Raw genomic sequence first — 16,225 nt, 5'->3', positions numbered from 1 at the left:
GTCATGACCAGCAGCGCTACCCAGGTGAACTTCCTGGACTCGGCATTCGCCGGAGTCCGCGACATCGTCGATGGAGCCGGTGGTTACGGGGGAGTCGACGCGTCGGCTGAATGGGCCGCGGAAGTGCGACGGCTCGCCGATCTGCGAGGTGCGACCCTGCTGGCGCACAACTACCAGCTGCCTGCGATTCAGGACGTTGCCGATCACGTCGGTGATTCGCTCGCGCTCTCGCGTATGGCCGCCGAGGTATCCGAGGACACCATCGTGTTCTGCGGCGTGCACTTCATGGCCGAGACCGCCAAGATCCTCAGCCCGCAGAAGACGATCCTGATCCCGGACCAGCGTGCGGGTTGCTCGCTCGCCGACTCGATCACTGCCGAGCAGTTGCGCGAGTGGAAAGCAGACTTCCCGGATGCCGTCGTCGTCTCCTACGTCAACACGACAGCCGAGATCAAGGCGCTCACCGACATCTGCTGCACCTCGTCCAACGCCGTCGAGGTCGTGCAATCGATCGATCCGAGCCGCGACATCCTCTTCCTGCCCGACCAGTTCCTCGGGGCTCATGTCAAGCGCGTGACCGGGCGCGAGAGTCTGCACATCTGGGCCGGTGAATGCCACGTCCACGCAGGCATCAACGGCGACGAGCTCGCCGAGAAGTCTCGGACCCACCCCGATGCGGAGCTCTACGTGCATCCCGAATGCGGTTGCGCCACCTCGGCTCTCTACCTCGCCGGCGAAGGATTCGTGCCCGCCGACAAGGTCAAGATCCTCTCCACCGGCGGCATGCTCGACGCGGCCCGCGCCACCGAATCCAAGCAGGTTCTGGTCGCCACCGAGATCGGGATGCTGCATCAACTCCGCAGGGCTGCACCCGATGTCGACTTCTTGGCCGTCAACGACCGCGCGTCGTGCGGATACATGAAGATGATCACGCCCGCCGCGCTGTTGCGCTGCCTCGTCGAAGGGCGCGACGAGGTCCACGTCGACCTCGAAACGGCGAACATCGCCAGCAAGTCGGTGCAACGCATGATCGAGATCGGCACACCCGGCGGCGGCGAGTGAACCCGTCGGTCGCCTGGGAAACCGCGGCCGACCTCGTCGTCGTCGGCGGCGGAATCGCCGGACTGACCGCGGCTCGCACGGCCGCCGCTCGCGGTCTGCGCGTGCTGACGGTCAGCAAGGGCAGTTCGGTCGACACCGCGACCAAGTATGCGCAGGGCGGAATCGCAGTCGTCGGCACCGATCTCGGCGACTCGATCGATGCGCACGTGTCGGATACCTGCGCAGCAGGCGCGGGCCTGTGCGACGAGGATGCGGTGCGTTCCATCGTGTCCGGCGGCCGTGCGGCGATCGCGTCGCTCGAAGTCGCCGGCGCACATTTCGATCGTGCGCCCGACGGTTCGGTTTCCCGCACCCGAGAGGGTGGCCACAGTGTGCGCCGAATCATCCATTCCGGCGGCGATGCCACCGGAGCGGAGGTACAACGCACACTGGACTCCGCAGTGCCATCGGTGGAATTCGACACCACGGCGCTGCGTGTACTGACCACCGACGGCGCGGTGGCCGGACTCCTCGTGCGCGGGCCTCGCGGTGTCGGCGTCGTTCGCACTCCGACGGTGTTGCTCGCGACAGGCGGCCTGGGACAACTGTTCTCGTGCAGTACCAACCCGGCCGGTGCCACGGCCGACGGCATTGCACTGGCACTCGATGCGGGCGCACGGATCGCGGATCTGGAGTTCGTTCAGTTCCACCCGACCGTGCTGTTCGCCGCAGGGTCGACGGGCCGTCGCCCGCTGATCAGCGAAGCGGTGCGCGGAGAGGGTGCCCGCTTGGTCGATGCCACCGGCCGCGCATTCATGGACGGTGTTCACCCCATGGGCGACCTCGCACCACGCGACGTGGTCTCGCGTGCCATCGCCGAGTTGCTGTACCGCAGCGGCGACGACCACGTGTTGCTGGACGCCCGTCGCGTCGAGCACGTGCGTGAGCGTTTCCCGACCGTGACGGCATCGTGCCTGGACGCCGGCATCGATCCCGCAACGGATCTCATCCCCGTTGCACCCGCCGCGCACTACTCGTGCGGAGGGATCGTGACCGACACGTTCGGACGGACGTCCGTCTCGGGATTGCTCGCCGCGGGCGAGGTGGCGCGCACCGGGCTGCACGGTGCCAACCGGTTGGCGTCGAACAGTCTGCTCGAGGGTCTGGTGGTCGGCGAACGCGCTGCGCTCGTCGCCGCGGAGCGGGTCGGAACCACGGTCGCCGTGTCCGATACCGCGCTGCCTGTCTACCGGCGGATCGATCGCGCGGTACTGCAGCGAACCATGACCACGGACGTCGGTGTCGTCCGCGATGCGTCCGGTCTAGCGGCGGCACAGAACGTGCTGGCACACGGCGTGGTGTCGGAACCGCCGGTCGACGGCGTAGCTGTCGAGGATGCCGCCCTGACGGCAGCGGCAGACGTGATCGTGCTGGCTGCGGCGCACCGCCGAGAGAGCCGAGGGTGTCACACCCGACGGGATTTCCCGGACAGCATGCTCGAGTACCGACGGAGCCTGTATGTCGAACGCGACGACGACGGACGACTGACGATCGTGAACGATGACGTGATGACGGGAGCAAGCTGACATGACCGGTACTGCCGACGAAGTGAACCCGGGAGTCGACCGCGACGAGGTTCTCGCACTCATCCGCACCGCGCTCGACGAGGATCTCCGGTACGGGCCGGATATCACCACCATGGCAACGGTTCCCGAGGACGCCGTGGCCACGGCGTCGGTGGTGTCTCGACAGTTCGGCACCCTCGCGGGCCTCGATGTCGGACTGCTGGTTCTCGACGAGGTGATCGGTTCGGGCGCGTACTCGATCCGCCACAGGACCGCCGACGGATCGAATGTCGAACCCGGACAGGCTGTTCTGACGGTCGAAGCTCCCACCCGTGGATTGCTCACCGCCGAGCGCACCATGCTCAATATCGTCTGTCACCTGTCGGGTATCGCAACCGCCACGGCCGGCTGGGTCGCCGAGGTCGCAGAGACCGAGTGTCGCATTCGAGACAGTCGAAAGACGTTGCCCGGACTGCGATCGCTACAGAAGTACGCGGTACGGGCGGGCGGCGGGGTCAACCATCGGATGGGTCTCGGTGACGCCGCGCTGATCAAGGACAACCACGTCGCGGCGGCCGGCTCCGTCGTCGCTGCCCTGCGAGCCGTGCGGGCCGCTGCGCCGAACATCGCCTGCGAGGTAGAGGTCGACAGTCTCGAACAACTCGACGAGGTGCTCGCCGAGAACGTCGAACTCGTTCTGCTGGACAACTTCGCGCTGTGGCAGACGCAGATGGCGGTGCAGCGCCGCGACAAGTTCGCGCCGGACACCAAGTTGGAATCCTCGGGTGGACTGACCGTCGACGTGGCTCGGGATTACGCGCGTACGGGGGTCGACTTCCTGGCGGTGGGCGGTCTGACACACTCGGTGACAGTGCTCGACCTCGGCCTGGACATGTAGCCGAGCCTCACGATTCGAGAAAGACGTTCGAAGATGGAATTGCAGAGTGCCCGTCTGGACAGCTGGATCTGGGCGGTGCGACTGTTCAAGACGCGGTCTGCCGCTGCCGCGGCCTGTCGCGGTGGGCATGTCCGCGTCAACGGCACCCCCGCAAAGCCCGGCCAACGGGTCGGGCCGGACGACGAGATCCGGCTGCGCGTGGAGGGCGTGGAGAAGATCGTCGTCGTCGTACGTGCCATCACCAAACGCGTCGGCGCGTCGGTGGTAGCCGAGTGCATGATCGATCGCAGTCCGCCGCCGCCACCGAAAGAGGTTCTGGCGTCGGTTCCCCGACGTGACCGCGGAACGGGCCGTCCGACCAAGCGTGATCGACGTGACATCGATCGGCTGCGGCTGCGCCCCTCGTGAGTGTTGTGCGTACCTCCGGGGGCGCACAACGCGCTCGAGGGCGAAGCCCGGCTAGCGTCTCTTCCCGCTGCGGCGTGCGTTCGTTTTGGTCTTGACGACCGGTCGAGCCGGTTTGGAGGGCTGCGCCTTCTTCTTCTTGACGGGCGCGTCGTCGGACGATCCGCGTGAACTTCGCGTGGACCGGCCCCGCACGATGCCGATGAATTCTTCGATGCGGTCGTCTTCCCGCTCCGCCACCCAGGCCAGTGCGATCTGTGTCTGCTCGACGTCGGTGACCGGGCGGTACACGAGATCTTTGCGAGCGTTGAATCGCGCAACCGAGTGCGGGACGATCGCCACGCCCAGCCCGGCGGCCACGTACTCGAAAGTCTCCGCTGTGCTGGTCATCGGTGGCAGTGCGGGACGATCGCCGGTGCTCAGTTCTGTTGCAACAGCAGCCCATTCGGGCACCGTGGTCGGATCGGCGAGCAAGTGTTCGTCGGCGAGGTCGAGAGCTGTGACCGAGTCGAATGCTGCGACCGCATGGTCTTTGGGCACCACCACGACCTGGACTTCCTGGTACAGCCCGATGGCGTTCAGACCTTCACGATCGATCGGCGGCCTGACGAAGCCGACGTCGACCGTTCCATCACGCAGATGAGACACCTGCGTGTCCGGAGTCGTGGCCACGACGGACAAGGCGACATCGGGAAACCGATCGGCCCAGATTCGCGTCCACTTGGTCAGTGTTACGCCCTCGGCGTATCCGATGGTGAAACTGCGCGGCTCGCCGGCAGCAACCTGTGCAACCTCCGAACGCCGATCGTCCTCGGCGATCTCGACCAACGCGCGTTCGAGCAGATCGCGTCCGTCGGCGGTGAGTTCGGTGGGGGAGGCACCCGGCACGAACAGGTCGACGCCGAGCAACTCTTCGAGTTCCACCACGGTCTTGCTGAGGCGGATTCGGGAGATTCCGAGCGACTGAGCAGCGCGGGCGAAATGCAGTTGTTGCGCCACTGCCGCATACCAGCGCAGTGTCTGCACATCGATGTTCACGGAGTCGAGCCTATGGGACGGTGCACGAAGCGCGGGACGGTGGCGTCGGGACCGCCGATTGCCGGATAAGCTGGTCCGGTGAGCCCGGAGAACAAACAGCAGACCATGAAGCCATTGACCGCGGCGAACAAGCTCGGCATCTATCTACCCGCAGCGCCGGAAGAGTTCCAGAACTCGATGATCAGCAGATCCGACCTGGACGCCCTGCGCAGCGATCCGCCGCAGTGGCTGACCGACTTGCAGACCGACGGGCCCTTCCCCCGCGACGTGATCGCGAAGAAGCTCGACGTGTCCATCGCCGGATTGGCACGCGGCGGAGTCACCGAAGCGTTGACCAGTGTGGAGATCGAGGAACTGATCGCCAGCCCACCGCAGTGGCTGGTACGCGAGCGTCGGACTCAGATCCAGGTTCGCAAGGATGCCGAGCGCATCAAGGAGAAGCAGGAAGCGCGTCGCACCGCGGGCAATCGGCCCACGAAACTACGCAACCTCTAGGGAGCGACGACTCCGTCGAGGTAGCGCCACCGGCCGTCGACCCGGACGAAACGGCTGATCTCCGACATCGTGCCGGCACCGTCGGGATGCTTGTACCGTGCCTCGAACTGCACGGTGCCGGTCTCGTCGAAAAGTCCGCCTGCGTCGGCAGCGAGGACGTCGAGCCGATACCACCGTTGGTCGGGGTCCAACTCCAGCTCAGCCGGAGCGGTGTCGGGATGCCAGGACGTCCGCAGGTAGGCGACGTCGCCGACGGCAAACGCGGTGAAGCGCGAGCGCATCAGCTTCTCCGCCGTCGGTGCATCGACGGGGCCCGTCAGGTACGGCTCGCAACACGCATCGAACGTGTCGCCGCTCGAACACGGACACCGTGTACTCACTCGTCGACCTCCACTTCGACTGTGTACGTGCCGAGTTCGTGCTCGTCCCGCTTACCCACGTCTTGAATCCAGGTGTTGGCTTCGAGCAGAGTGTCGAACAGCCCCAACGGAATCGGATCTCCGCCGAGCGCATTCTTCATGATCACGCGGTATTTCCTCATGGGGTCACCCTTCGTACCGTGGCCAGAAATGTTGCGGCGGCAAAGAACAGGCCGGCGAACGTGCGGTTCATGGTCTTCTGCTGACGGTGGGACCGCATCATGCGGAGGACTCGCGATGCCAGAGAGGTGTAACCGGTCATCACCAGCATGTCGACGACGACCATGGTCGCGGCGATGGCGAGATACTGGGTGATCAGCGGCCGCGTCGGGTCGAGAAACTGGGGCAGCACAGCGACCATGAACACGACGGCTTTCGGGTTGCTCGCGTTGACGAGAAATCCTCGCGCGAGCATCGTCGTGCCTCGATCCGCCACCGCGGGAGCGTCCGCGACTTCGGACGGAGCCGACCGCCACTGGCGAATGCCGAGGTAGACCAGATAGGCGACACCGAACCACTTGATCGCGGTGAAGGCCAGGGCCGAATTGGCAAGGACAGCACCCAGTCCGACTGCGACGATGCCGATCTGGACCAGTAGGCCGATCTGCAGCCCGAAGATGTTCCAGTACCCGCGGCGCAGGCCGTAGCGCAGACCTGTGGACATCGACGCGATGGCTCCGGCTCCGGGAGACAGACTGATGACGATGCTCGCGCCGAGGAAGGCGAGCCACACTGACCAGGACATGTGTTCATTGAACTACGCCCGTCAATGCGCATTCTGCGCGGTGGCCGGGTGTCGATACGGTCATTGTGGGGTAGACGCTGCAGATGGCAGACATCAGAACCATCGACACCGGTCCCCAGCAGGTCACGAGACAGACCGAGGTTCGGGCACCGGCAGCCGAACTGTTCGACATCGTGGCCGATCCCACCCGGCACGGCGAGCTGGACGGATCCGGCACAGTCAAGGATACCGTCCGTGGACCCGAGAGGCTGAGCAGCGGCGCGAAATTCTCCGTCGGCATGAAGCAGTACGGCGTGCCGTACAAGATCACCAGCACCGTGACCGAGTTCGTGGATGCGGATCGACACAAGATCATCGAGTGGCAGCACCCGATGGGCCACAGCTGGCGCTGGGAATTCGAGGAGAAGCAGCCCGGCCTGACCACTGTCACCGAGAGCTTCGTCTACGGCACCGCCAAGGTTCCGAAAATGCTCGAGTTGTTCAAGATGCCGCAGAAGAATGCGCAGGGCATCACGAGCACACTGCACAATCTGGCTGCTCGTTACGCCTGACCTCTCGGACAGCCCGTGGCGGTACGGGCCCTGCTCTACAGTGACCCGCATGCCGATCGAACCCGATACCAAGAACTGGACGTGGGTCCTCGACAGTGCCTGCCCCGACTGCGGGTTCGACTCGAGCTCCGTCGAATACGACGCCGTGCCCGGGTTGATTCGCGGCGACGTGGATCGATGGATCGCAGTGCTCCATCGCGAGGACGCGTCAGTGCGGCCCGACGATTCGACGTGGTCGGCGCTCGAATACGGCGCACATGTTCGGGATGCACACCGCATATTCCGCACCCGGTTGGCGCTGGTGCTGACCGAGGACGACCCCGAGTTCGACAACTGGGACCAGGACGCCACGGCCGTGGCCGAGAACTACAACGCACAGAATCCGGCGACGGTGGCGTCGGAACTCGGGGAAGCGGCACATGCATTGGCCGACGCCTTCTCGGCTGTGCCGCCGGAAGACCGTGATCGCAGAGGGCGACGCAGCGACGGTTCCCACTTCACCGTCGAAACTCTGGCGGCCTACTACATTCACGATCCCATCCACCATCTGTGGGACGTGCGGGGCTGAGCCGAATTCGGTGGAACTATCCTGGTGGTTCGGACAACACTGATTCGACCGAACCCCGGCACCGAACCGACTCCACGAAGGGGCCCACTATGCCTGCCCGCATCGAGCTCGCCCGCGTCGATCTACGCGGACGAACTCCATCCACTGCCGAACTACGCGGCGCTCTTCCCCGAGGCGGAGTGGATGTCGATTCGGTGCTGCATCAGGTTCGTCCCGTCGTCGACGCAGTCAAGGACCGTGGGGCCGACGCGGCCCTCGAGTTCAGCGAGAAGTTCGACGGAGTCCGACCGGACCGCGTTCGGGTTCCGCAGCAGGAATTGGTTCGAGCTCTCGACGAGCTGGACCCGGCCGTCCGGGCCGCCCTCGAGGTCGCGATCGAGCGAACCCGACTGGTGCACTCGGATCAACGTCGCACCGACCACACCACCCAGGTGGTGCCCGGCGGCACGGTGACCGAGCGCTGGATTCCGGTCGATCGCGTGGGTCTCTACGTGCCCGGTGGCAACGCTGTGTACCCGTCGTCGGTCGTGATGAACGTGGTGCCTGCGCAGATCGCTGGCGTCGGTTCGCTGGTGGTGGCGTCGCCGCCGCAGAAGAACTTCGGTGGATTACCCCACCCGACGATCCTGGCGGCCGCGCAGCTTCTCGGAGTCGACGAGGTCTGGGCCGTCGGCGGCGGTCAGGGCATCGCCCTGCTGACGTACGGCGGTGTCGACACCGACGGCGAAGAACTGGCACCGGTCGATCTGATCACCGGCCCGGGCAACATCTACGTCACGGCGGCCAAGCGACTGTGTCGTTCGCTCATCGGAATCGACTCCGAGGCAGGCCCTACCGAGATCGCGATTCTCGCCGACGGCACCGCGGATCCGCTGCACGTCGCAGCAGACCTGATCAGTCAAGCCGAGCACGACGTGATGGCCGCGAGTGTGCTGGTGACCGACAGCCTCGAGCTCGCCGATGCCGTCGACGAAGCTGTCAATGCGCAGATGGCGTCCACCCGGCACGCGGAACGCGTCACCACGGCGCTGAGCGGTAGCCAGTCCGGAATCGTTCTGGTCGACGACGTCACACAGGGCCTGGCCGTGGTCAACGCCTACGCGGCCGAACACCTGGAGATTCAGACGAAGGACGCGTCCGACGTCGCCGCTCGCGTGCGCAGCGCCGGCGCTGTATTCGTGGGGGCGTGGTCTCCAGTGAGCCTCGGTGATTACTGCGCCGGGTCGAATCACGTACTGCCGACGGCCGGGTGCGCTCGGCATTCGTCCGGCCTGAGTGTGCAGACGTTCCTGCGGGGGATCCACGTGGTGGACTACAGCGAGGCCGCACTGAAAGATGTTGCTGCGCACGTCATTGCGCTGGCCAACGCCGAAGATCTCCCGGCTCACGGTGAGGCCGTTCGGCTGCGTTTCGAGGGGTTGCGTACCGGTGGTACATCATGAGTGATGCTCTGGGGCAATCAATTTCGCTCGACGATCTGCCGTTGCGCGAGGCGCTGATCGGCAAGTCGCCGTACGGCGCGCCGCAGCTCACCGTGCCGGTTCAGTTGAACACCAACGAGAATCCACACCCGCCGACGCAGGCACTGATCGACGACGTTGCCGAATCGGTGCGCATCGCCGCGGCGCAGCTGCACCGGTATCCGGATCGCGACGCAGACGACTTGCGAGCCGACCTGGCGCGTTATCTCACCGGGCAGACCGGCTTTGCGGTCGACACTGCCAACGTGTGGGCGGCCAACGGCTCCAACGAGATTCTGCAGCAACTCCTCCAGGCCTTCGGTGGGCCGGACCGTACCGCGCTGGGTTTCGTGCCGTCGTACTCGATGCACCCGATCATTTCGTCGGGGACTCAGACCGAGTGGATTCCGGCGCAGCGTCGGGCGGATTTCACTCTCGACGTCGACTACGCCGTGCAGGCGATCGAGGAGCGTAAGCCGGACGTCGTGTTCGTGACCAGCCCCAACAATCCGACCGGGCACAGCATCGACGAGGCAGATCTACGTCGGATCCTCGACGCTGCACCGGGAATCGTTGTGGTCGACGAGGCGTACGCCGAATTCTCCTCGGCGGCAAGCGCAATCGGATTGATCGAGCGCTACCCCAGCAAGATCGTCGTCAGTCGGACCATGAGCAAGGCGTTCGCGTTTGCCGGCGGCCGGCTGGGATACCTCGTTGCGGCCCCGGCCGTGATCGACGCAATGCTGTTGGTGCGCTTGCCCTATCACCTCTCGGTGGTCACGCAAGCTGCCGCTCGGGCCGCGTTGCGGCATGCCGACGACACCCTGGCGAGCGTGGCCGCATTGTCGGCCGAACGCGATCGCGTTGCCGAAACGCTCGTCGCACAGGGGTACGACGTGGTGCCGTCCGACGCCAACTTCCTGCTCTTCGGCCGGTTCTCCGATGCGGCCGCCACCTGGCAGCGGTACCTGGACGACGGCGTGCTCATCCGGGACGTCGGAATTCCCGGGTATCTGCGTGTCACCATCGGACTCGCTCACGAGAACGACCGATTCCTTACCGTCAGCTCGGAACTCGCATCGACCGAAAGAGCAGAGGCACTGCAGTGACCACACCCGCTCCCCGCATCGCCAAGATCGAGCGCACTACCAAGGAATCCGACATCTCCGTCGAGCTGAACCTCGACGGCACCGGCATCGTCGACATCTCCACCGGCGTGCCGTTCTACGACCACATGCTCACTGCCCTCGGCACCCATGCCCGCTTCGATCTCACCGTGCGGGCCAAGGGCGACATCGAGATCGAGGCGCATCACACGGTCGAGGACACTGCGATCGTGCTCGGGCAAGCGCTGGGACAAGCCCTCGGCGACAAGTCCGGCATCACCCGCTTCGGCGACTCGTTCATTCCGATGGACGAGACACTCGTGCATGCGGCGGTCGACGTGTCCGGCCGTCCCTACTGCGTGCACACCGGCGAGCCGGACTACATGGTGCACTCGGTGATCGGCGGCTACCCGGGTGTTCCTTACTCCACCGTGATCAACAAGCATGTGTTCGAGACCTTGGCGTCCAACGCTCGGATCGCGTTGCATGTCCGCGTCATCTACGGCCGCGACCAGCACCACATCACCGAGGCGGAGTTCAAGGCCGTCGCTCGGGCGCTGCGTCAGGCCACCGAATACGACCCTCGGGTCACCGGAATTCTCTCCACCAAGGGCAGTCTGTGATCGGTCGAGCGGTGCTCGTGCGTTGAGTGGTCTGAGTTCGATTCGTGGCCTCCCGGCCGCGATGGCCATGGGTGCGGCCGCGTTCGGCGGCTGGGGCCTGTTGCTCCCGGTGGTTCCGCTGGCGGTGTCGCAATCGGGTTCGTCCGACGCGGTGGCGGCAGCCAGCACCGCGATCTTCATGGCCACCACGGTCATCACCCAACTGTTCGTTCCCTCGATGCTGGTTCGCGTCGGCCATCGGCCCGTACTTGCGGCCGGTTGCCTGCTTCTGGGTGTTCCGGCGTTGCTGTTCATCGTGTCGGTGCAGGCCGTACCGGCACTGGCCGTATCGGCGCTGCGGGGCACGGGTTTCGGAATGTTGACGGTCGCCGGGGCCGCCATCGTCGCCGAGTTGGCACCGACCCACTTGCTCGGCCGCGCGACGGGAGCACAGGGGATCGCGGTTGCGTTGTCGCAGATGGTGACGTTGCCGCTGGGCCTGGTGATCTTCGCGGCCAGCCCGACGGCGGTGTTCGTACTGGGGGCTCTGGTTCCCGCTGCGGGCTTGATCGGGGTGGCTCTGTTACCGCCGACCCGCCCCGCACCGCAACCGGCTCGGGTCGACCGGGTCCGCCTCGACGCTCGGCGGTTCCTGGTGCCGTGCCTCGTCGTTGCGTCGGTGTCGGCGTCGTACGGCGGCATCACCAGTCTGCTGCCGATCGCCGAATCCGAGCGAGCCGCGATGATCGGCGTGGCCCTCGCCGTGGTCAGTGCCGCGATGCTGGTCGGTCGATATGCCGCCGGCTCGGTTGCCGATCGCATCGGAATCGGCCGGTCGGTGGTGCCTGCGCTCATCTCCGCGGCCCTGGGCGTCGGTTTGTTCGCCGTTGCCGCCGCAGGTGACATGCCTGCCGCACTGTTCTTCGTCGCCGCGGTGTTGTTCGGAATCGGTTACGGCGCATGCCAGAACGACAGTCTGGTGATGGCCTTCGACGCGGCGGGGCCCGCGCGGTACAGCAGCGCCAGTGCCGTGTGGAACATCAGCTTCGATGCCGGTACCGGTGCAGGGGCGCTCGCCCTCGGTGTGATCGCGACGAGTGTGGGCTACACCGCCGGGTTCACTGCAGGTGCAGCCACCGTTGCCGTTGTCGCGGCGGTGGCACTGATCGCGCGTCCACGTCCCCGATAGACTCGTTCCATGACTCTTGTGGTGTTGCTCGACTACGGCTCGGGCAATCTGCACTCGGCGAAAAGGGCGTTGGCCCGCGTCGGTGCCGACGTGACGGTGACCTCCGACTTCGACGAAGCCCTGAATGCAGAAGCGCTGGTGGTTCCCGGGGTCGGTGCATTCGCCGCCTGTATGGAGGGTCTGACGGCCGTTCGAGGTGAGCGCATCATCGGGCGTCGTCTCGCGGGTGGCCGCCCGGTACTGGGAATCTGCGTCGGCATGCAGATCCTCTTCGATCGCGGTGTCGAGTTCGGCGTCGAGGCGGACGGGTGCGGCGAATGGCCGGGCACTGTCGAACGCCTGCAGGCGGACGTGCTCCCGCACATGGGTTGGAACACCGTCGAGGCTCCGGAGAACAGCGTGTTGTTCGACGGCATCGACCGCGAGACACGGTTCTATTTCGTCCATTCCTACGCCGCGCAGCAGTGGGAGCTCGAACCGAGCGAGACCATCGCCGCGCCGTTGCTCACGTGGGCCGATCACGGTGGCCGCTTCCTCGCTGCAGTGGAGAACGGCGCGCTCTCGGCCACGCAGTTCCACCCGGAGAAGTCCGGCGACGCCGGTGCCGCGTTGCTCGAGAACTGGGTTCGATCGGTGTGAGCGAACGCGAGTTCTCGCTCGGCCGGTTGGCGTTTCGAGCGCTCGGGGCGGCAGTTGCGGTACTTGCCCTCGCGACCGTGTCGATCGCTGTGTGGCAGCCCACCGCCGGCGTTGCTCTGCTCATCGCGTTGGCCGGAGTTGTCGGGGCGATCACGGCCATGGGGGTCGTGTCCACGCGCATGACGCGCAAGGAACTCGGTCCCGACAGCTGACGGTCCGTCCCGGCGGCCTGCGGATCCAGGCAGTGCTGACCCGTTTTGAATTCGACGCGAGTCGGCCCGTAGCATAACCGCACGTGAGCCTGGTCTTATTGCCTGCTGTCGATGTCGCAGGCGGCGAAGCTGTCCGTCTCGTTCAAGGGGAAGCCGGTAGCGAAACGAAGTACGGTTCGCCCCGTGATGCCGCCCTGGCGTGGCAGAACGACGGCGCCGAGTGGGTCCATCTGGTGGATCTCGATGCCGCGTTCGGGCGCGGGTCCAACCGTGAACTGTTGGCCTCGGTGGTCGGTGAGCTCGATGTGAAGGTCGAGCTCTCGGGCGGAATTCGCGACGACGATTCCCTGCGCGCCGCCCTCGCAACCGGATGCGCACGCGTCAACCTGGGTACGGCGGCTCTGGAAGACCCCGAGTGGTGCGCTCGTGCGATCGGCGAATTCGGCGATCGTGTCGCGGTCGGCCTCGACGTGCTGATGGTGGACGGCGCGCCTCGTCTGCGTGGCCGCGGTTGGGTCAGCGACGGCGGTGGCCTGTGGGAGGTACTCGAGCGGCTCGAACGCGACGGCTGCTCGCGGTACGTCGTCACCGACGTCACCAAGGACGGCACCCTGACCGGCCCGAACCTCGAACTTCTCGCCGACGTGTGCGACAGGACCGACAAGCCGGTCATCGCGTCCGGCGGCGTGTCGACGATCGCCGACCTCGAAGCGATCGCCGGACTGGTCGACCGTGGCGTGGAGGGTTCCATCGTCGGAAAAGCCTTGTACGCCGGGCGTTTCACACTGCCCGATGCCCTCTCGGCAGTGTCTCGGTAACGACGAATGACCCTTCCCGAGGAACCGAGTCGTCTGCTCGAGATCGCCGGTGGGTTGCTCGACGGCATCCATGATCGGTTCCTCGCGGGCGTCGGCGCACCGAGTGCCGTGCAGAAGGGCCCCGACGACTTCGCCACCGCGGTGGATCTCGAACTCGAGCGTCGTCTGGGCGCGGAACTGTACGACGCCACCGGAATCGCCGTTCACGGTGAAGAGTTCGGCGGTCCCGATCTGAACTCCGGTCTCGTATGGGTACTCGACCCGATCGACGGCACATTCAACTACTCGTCCGGATTGCCCTCTGCCGGAACGTTGTTGGCGTTGCTCGACGACGGCGTGCCGGTCCTCGGGCTCACGTGGCTACCGCTGGTGAATCAGCGATTCTCTGCCGTGGCGGACGGCCCGTTGCTTCTGAACGGGGCCCCGCTACCCGCACTGCAACCGAAGTCGTTGCGCGAGTCGATGATCGGGTTCGGTGCGTTCAACGTTGCCAGCCGTGGATCCATCCCCGGCCGCTTCCGGTTTCGCATTCTCGAAGAGTTGTCGATGCACTCCTCGCGGCTGCGCATGCACGGTGCCACCGGAGTCGATCTGGCGTACACCGCCAGCGGCGTACTGGGCGGCGCGGTGGTCTTCGGATACCGCGCCTGGGACAACGCTGCCGGGGCCCTGCTGGTTCGTGCTGCGGGCGGAATCGTCACCGATCTCGCAGGCCGACCGTGGACCATCGATTCGAAGTCGGTGCTCGCGGCCGGCCCCGGAGTACACGGCGAACTGCTGAAGGTGATCACCGAACTCGGTGCACCCGGCGACTATTTGGAAGGACCGGTGCGATGAGCGTTGCGGTCAGAGTGATCCCGTGCCTCGACGTCGATGCCGGACGTGTCGTCAAGGGCGTCAACTTCGAAAACCTCCGCGACGCAGGTGATCCCGTCGAGCTCGCGGCAGCGTACGACGCACAGGGAGCCGACGAACTGACGTTCCTCGACGTCACGGCGTCCACATCCGATCGAGGAACCATGCTCGACGTCGTCAGCCGCACCGCCGAGCAGGTGTTCATTCCCCTGACCGTCGGTGGGGGAGTACGCACTGTCGCCGACGTCGACCTACTGCTGCGGGCCGGTGCCGACAAGGTCAGCGTCAACACCGCAGCCATCGCTCGGCCGGAGTTGCTGCGCGAGCTCAGTGAGCGATTCGGGTCCCAGTGCATCGTCCTGTCGGTGGATGCACGCACCGTCCCGCAGGGACAGCAGGACACCCCGTCGGGCTGGGAAGTCACCACCCACGGCGGCAAGCGTGGAACCGGTATCGACGCCGTCGAATGGGCAGTACGCGGTGCCGAACTGGGAGTCGGTGAGATCCTTCTCAATTCGATGGATGCCGACGGCACGAAGGCCGGATTCGACCTGCCGATGATCGCGGCGGTCCGGTCCGCCGTGCACGTTCCCGTCATCGCCAGCGGAGGAGCAGGGCGCGTCGAACATTTCGCGCCCGCCGTCCACGCCGGAGCCGACGCCGTCCTCGCCGCAAGCGTGTTCCACTTCGGGGACCTCACCATCGGCCAGGTCAAAGAATCGATGCGCGCCGAGCGCATCGTCGTCCGCTAGCGAAGAGGTTTTCGATGACTCTCGACCCGACGCTGTCCGCCCGGCTCAAGCGAAACGAAGCCGGACTGTTCAGTGCTGTGGTGCAGGAGCGCTCGACCGGCCAGGTACTGATGGTTGCCTGGATGGACGACGAAGCGTTGTCGCGCACGCTCGCGACGCGCAAGGGCACCTACTACTCCAGGTCCAGGCAGCAGTACTGGGTCAAAGGCGAGACCTCGGGGCACACGCAGTACGTGCACGAGGTCCGGCTCGATTGTGACGGGGACACAGTGCTGTTGGTCGTCGACCAGATGGGCGCGGCATGCCACACCGGCACCCACACCTGCTTCGACTCCGACGTGCTGTTGGGGCCCGCGGCTCAGGCGTGACCGGTTCCTGCGGCAATTCCCTTGTCCAGCTGAGTGAGTAGCGTCGTGCTCAGAGTCGACAGTCGACCCACCTCCGCGTCGGACAGTCCGTCGAATATCAGAGCCTGCACTGTTTCGACGTGTCCTGGCGCCGATGCCACGACCTTCTCCATGCCGGCGTCGGTCAGCACCGCATAGGAACCGCGGCTCCCCGGGATACTTTCGCGGCGAACCCATCCCGCCTTCTCGAGCTTGGTGACCACGTGCGACAGACGTGAAAGCGACGCGTTGGCGTACTCCGCGAGATCGCGCAGTTGAATTCGTCGCTGTGGGTTCTCGCTGACGACCGCGAGGACGAAGTAATCGAAGTGGGTCAACTGCGAATCGCGTTGCAGCTGGGCGTCCAATGCTGCGGGCAGTCGGGTGACCAGGGCGACGAGCGCGCGCCACGCCTCTTGCTGGCTCTCGGTGAGCCAGCGGGGATCCACCGCATCATTCGGTGTCGCCGACGTGTCCATCG

At 65.7% G+C, this 16,225-nt stretch carries 22 protein-coding genes; 17 read left to right on the top strand and 5 right to left on the bottom strand.

Annotated elements, in window-relative coordinates; genetic code table 11:
* The first annotated feature begins 3 nt into the window (after nt 1-3).
* The 4 genes from nadA to VF34_RS08010 are packed head-to-tail and all read left to right on the top strand — an operon-like array spanning nt 4 to nt 3,912.
* Nucleotides 4-1,062, top strand: a complete 1,059-nt coding sequence (gene nadA / locus VF34_RS08025; protein WP_045841246.1) for a quinolinate synthase NadA — start codon at nt 4-6, stop codon at nt 1,060-1,062.
* Nucleotides 1,059-2,627: an L-aspartate oxidase gene (locus tag VF34_RS08020; RefSeq protein WP_032374333.1), complete on the top strand. Its 1,569-nt coding sequence runs from the start codon at nt 1,059-1,061 to the stop codon at nt 2,625-2,627. The genes nadA and VF34_RS08020 overlap by 4 nt, the downstream gene beginning before the upstream one ends.
* A gap of 1 nt (nt 2,628) precedes the next feature.
* Complete coding sequence (gene nadC, locus VF34_RS08015) at nt 2,629-3,504, top strand: carboxylating nicotinate-nucleotide diphosphorylase (protein ID WP_032368081.1); 876 nt, start codon at nt 2,629-2,631, stop codon at nt 3,502-3,504.
* Nucleotides 3,505-3,537: 33 nt separating this feature from the next.
* Nucleotides 3,538-3,912 (top strand): RNA-binding S4 domain-containing protein, encoded by a 375-nt coding sequence (locus VF34_RS08010; RefSeq protein ID WP_032368080.1) that lies wholly within the window; start codon nt 3,538-3,540, stop codon nt 3,910-3,912.
* Nucleotides 3,913-3,963: 51 nt separating this feature from the next.
* Here VF34_RS08010 and VF34_RS08005 read toward each other — a convergent pair whose 3' ends face one another.
* Nucleotides 3,964-4,947, bottom strand: coding sequence for a LysR family transcriptional regulator (locus VF34_RS08005; RefSeq protein ID WP_032370322.1), 984 nt, complete (start codon nt 4,945-4,947; stop codon nt 3,964-3,966).
* A 78-nt stretch (nt 4,948-5,025) separates the two neighbouring features.
* Between VF34_RS08005 and VF34_RS08000 the strand changes: the two genes are divergently transcribed.
* Nucleotides 5,026-5,442 (top strand): DUF5997 family protein, encoded by a 417-nt coding sequence (locus VF34_RS08000; RefSeq protein ID WP_027497299.1) that lies wholly within the window; start codon nt 5,026-5,028, stop codon nt 5,440-5,442.
* Here the strand turns inward: VF34_RS08000 and VF34_RS07995 are convergent.
* Genes VF34_RS07995 through rhtB form a run of 3 tightly spaced genes read right to left on the bottom strand, consistent with a single transcriptional unit; the run spans nt 5,439 to nt 6,606 of the window.
* The gene (locus VF34_RS07995) at nt 5,439-5,822 is read right to left on the bottom strand and encodes a YchJ family protein (RefSeq protein WP_032370323.1); all 384 of its coding nucleotides are present in this window, start codon (nt 5,820-5,822) and stop codon (nt 5,439-5,441) included. The two genes, VF34_RS08000 and VF34_RS07995, sit on opposite strands and share 4 nt — an antisense overlap.
* A complete protein-coding gene (locus tag VF34_RS25265; RefSeq protein ID WP_169879459.1) occupies nt 5,819-5,983 on the bottom strand; it encodes a hypothetical protein in 165 nt (54 codons plus the stop codon). Before VF34_RS25265 ends, VF34_RS07995 begins: the two co-directional genes overlap by 4 nt.
* Nucleotides 5,980-6,606, bottom strand: coding sequence for a homoserine/homoserine lactone efflux protein (gene rhtB / locus VF34_RS07990; RefSeq protein WP_032368077.1), 627 nt, complete (start codon nt 6,604-6,606; stop codon nt 5,980-5,982). Before rhtB ends, VF34_RS25265 begins: the two co-directional genes overlap by 4 nt.
* 83 nt (nt 6,607-6,689) lie before the next feature.
* Here rhtB and VF34_RS07985 point away from each other — a divergent pair, with 83 nt between their 5' ends.
* From VF34_RS07985 to hisI, 12 genes are all read left to right on the top strand, one after another.
* Nucleotides 6,690-7,157 (top strand): SRPBCC family protein, encoded by a 468-nt coding sequence (locus tag VF34_RS07985; protein WP_032374332.1) that lies wholly within the window; start codon nt 6,690-6,692, stop codon nt 7,155-7,157.
* Nucleotides 7,158-7,206: 49 nt separating this feature from the next.
* On the top strand, nt 7,207-7,725 hold the full coding sequence (locus VF34_RS07980; protein WP_032368401.1) for a DinB family protein: 519 nt from the start codon (nt 7,207-7,209) through the stop codon (nt 7,723-7,725).
* Between the two features lie 89 nt (nt 7,726-7,814).
* A complete protein-coding gene (hisD, locus tag VF34_RS07975; protein ID WP_032374524.1) occupies nt 7,815-9,167 on the top strand; it encodes a histidinol dehydrogenase in 1,353 nt (450 codons plus the stop codon).
* Nucleotides 9,164-10,294: a histidinol-phosphate transaminase gene (locus VF34_RS07970; RefSeq protein ID WP_032374331.1), complete on the top strand. Its 1,131-nt coding sequence runs from the start codon at nt 9,164-9,166 to the stop codon at nt 10,292-10,294. Before hisD ends, VF34_RS07970 begins: the two co-directional genes overlap by 4 nt.
* The gene (hisB, locus tag VF34_RS07965) at nt 10,291-10,914 is read left to right on the top strand and encodes an imidazoleglycerol-phosphate dehydratase HisB (protein ID WP_027497292.1); all 624 of its coding nucleotides are present in this window, start codon (nt 10,291-10,293) and stop codon (nt 10,912-10,914) included. Before VF34_RS07970 ends, hisB begins: the two co-directional genes overlap by 4 nt.
* Before the next feature lie 61 nt (nt 10,915-10,975).
* A complete protein-coding gene (locus VF34_RS07960; RefSeq protein ID WP_032374330.1) occupies nt 10,976-12,082 on the top strand; it encodes an MFS transporter in 1,107 nt (368 codons plus the stop codon).
* Between the two features lie 9 nt (nt 12,083-12,091).
* Nucleotides 12,092-12,721 (top strand): imidazole glycerol phosphate synthase subunit HisH, encoded by a 630-nt coding sequence (hisH, locus tag VF34_RS07955; RefSeq protein WP_032374329.1) that lies wholly within the window; start codon nt 12,092-12,094, stop codon nt 12,719-12,721.
* Nucleotides 12,718-12,933 (top strand): hypothetical protein, encoded by a 216-nt coding sequence (locus VF34_RS07950; protein ID WP_027497289.1) that lies wholly within the window; start codon nt 12,718-12,720, stop codon nt 12,931-12,933. Before hisH ends, VF34_RS07950 begins: the two co-directional genes overlap by 4 nt.
* Before the next feature lie 83 nt (nt 12,934-13,016).
* Nucleotides 13,017-13,751 carry a bifunctional 1-(5-phosphoribosyl)-5-((5-phosphoribosylamino)methylideneamino)imidazole-4-carboxamide isomerase/phosphoribosylanthranilate isomerase PriA gene (gene priA / locus VF34_RS07945; protein ID WP_032370327.1) on the top strand — a complete coding sequence of 245 codons (735 nt, stop codon included), beginning with the start codon at nt 13,017-13,019 and terminating at the stop codon, nt 13,749-13,751.
* Between the two features lie 6 nt (nt 13,752-13,757).
* Complete coding sequence (locus VF34_RS07940) at nt 13,758-14,588, top strand: inositol monophosphatase family protein (RefSeq protein ID WP_032370328.1); 831 nt, start codon at nt 13,758-13,760, stop codon at nt 14,586-14,588.
* Nucleotides 14,585-15,358 carry an imidazole glycerol phosphate synthase subunit HisF gene (hisF, locus tag VF34_RS07935; protein WP_027497286.1) on the top strand — a complete coding sequence of 258 codons (774 nt, stop codon included), beginning with the start codon at nt 14,585-14,587 and terminating at the stop codon, nt 15,356-15,358. The genes VF34_RS07940 and hisF overlap by 4 nt, the downstream gene beginning before the upstream one ends.
* Nucleotides 15,359-15,372: 14 nt before the next feature.
* On the top strand, nt 15,373-15,726 hold the full coding sequence (hisI, locus tag VF34_RS07930; RefSeq protein ID WP_032374328.1) for a phosphoribosyl-AMP cyclohydrolase: 354 nt from the start codon (nt 15,373-15,375) through the stop codon (nt 15,724-15,726).
* Here hisI and VF34_RS07925 read toward each other — a convergent pair.
* Complete coding sequence (locus VF34_RS07925; protein ID WP_045841353.1) at nt 15,717-16,223, bottom strand: MarR family winged helix-turn-helix transcriptional regulator; 507 nt, start codon at nt 16,221-16,223, stop codon at nt 15,717-15,719. The genes hisI and VF34_RS07925 overlap by 10 nt on opposite strands.
* Nucleotides 16,224-16,225 lie beyond the last annotated feature (2 nt).

Source organism: Rhodococcus sp. PML026 (assembly GCF_000963615.1).
Classification (GTDB): domain Bacteria; phylum Actinomycetota; class Actinomycetes; order Mycobacteriales; family Mycobacteriaceae; genus Rhodococcoides; species Rhodococcoides fascians.
This window is presented reverse-complemented; position numbering and strand designations above follow the sequence as displayed.

Coding starts and splice junctions, on each gene's coding strand:
- nadA (WP_045841246.1), top strand. CDS start 4: ATGACCAGCAGCGCTACCCAGGTGAACTTCCTGGACTCGGCATTCGCC.
- nadC (WP_032368081.1), top strand. CDS start 2,629: ATGACCGGTACTGCCGACGAAGTGAACCCGGGAGTCGACCGCGACGAG.
- VF34_RS08010 (WP_032368080.1), top strand. CDS start 3,538: ATGGAATTGCAGAGTGCCCGTCTGGACAGCTGGATCTGGGCGGTGCGA.
- VF34_RS25265 (WP_169879459.1), bottom strand. CDS start 5,983: ATGAGGAAATACCGCGTGATCATGAAGAATGCGCTCGGCGGAGATCCG.
- rhtB (WP_032368077.1), bottom strand. CDS start 6,606: ATGTCCTGGTCAGTGTGGCTCGCCTTCCTCGGCGCGAGCATCGTCATC.
- VF34_RS07985 (WP_032374332.1), top strand. CDS start 6,690: ATGGCAGACATCAGAACCATCGACACCGGTCCCCAGCAGGTCACGAGA.
- VF34_RS07980 (WP_032368401.1), top strand. CDS start 7,207: ATGCCGATCGAACCCGATACCAAGAACTGGACGTGGGTCCTCGACAGT.
- hisD (WP_032374524.1), top strand. CDS start 7,815: ATGCCTGCCCGCATCGAGCTCGCCCGCGTCGATCTACGCGGACGAACT.
- VF34_RS07970 (WP_032374331.1), top strand. CDS start 9,164: ATGAGTGATGCTCTGGGGCAATCAATTTCGCTCGACGATCTGCCGTTG.
- VF34_RS07960 (WP_032374330.1), top strand. CDS start 10,976: ATGGCCATGGGTGCGGCCGCGTTCGGCGGCTGGGGCCTGTTGCTCCCG.
- hisH (WP_032374329.1), top strand. CDS start 12,092: ATGACTCTTGTGGTGTTGCTCGACTACGGCTCGGGCAATCTGCACTCG.
- VF34_RS07940 (WP_032370328.1), top strand. CDS start 13,758: ATGACCCTTCCCGAGGAACCGAGTCGTCTGCTCGAGATCGCCGGTGGG.
- hisF (WP_027497286.1), top strand. CDS start 14,585: ATGAGCGTTGCGGTCAGAGTGATCCCGTGCCTCGACGTCGATGCCGGA.
- hisI (WP_032374328.1), top strand. CDS start 15,373: ATGACTCTCGACCCGACGCTGTCCGCCCGGCTCAAGCGAAACGAAGCC.
- VF34_RS07925 (WP_045841353.1), bottom strand. CDS start 16,223: ATGGACACGTCGGCGACACCGAATGATGCGGTGGATCCCCGCTGGCTC.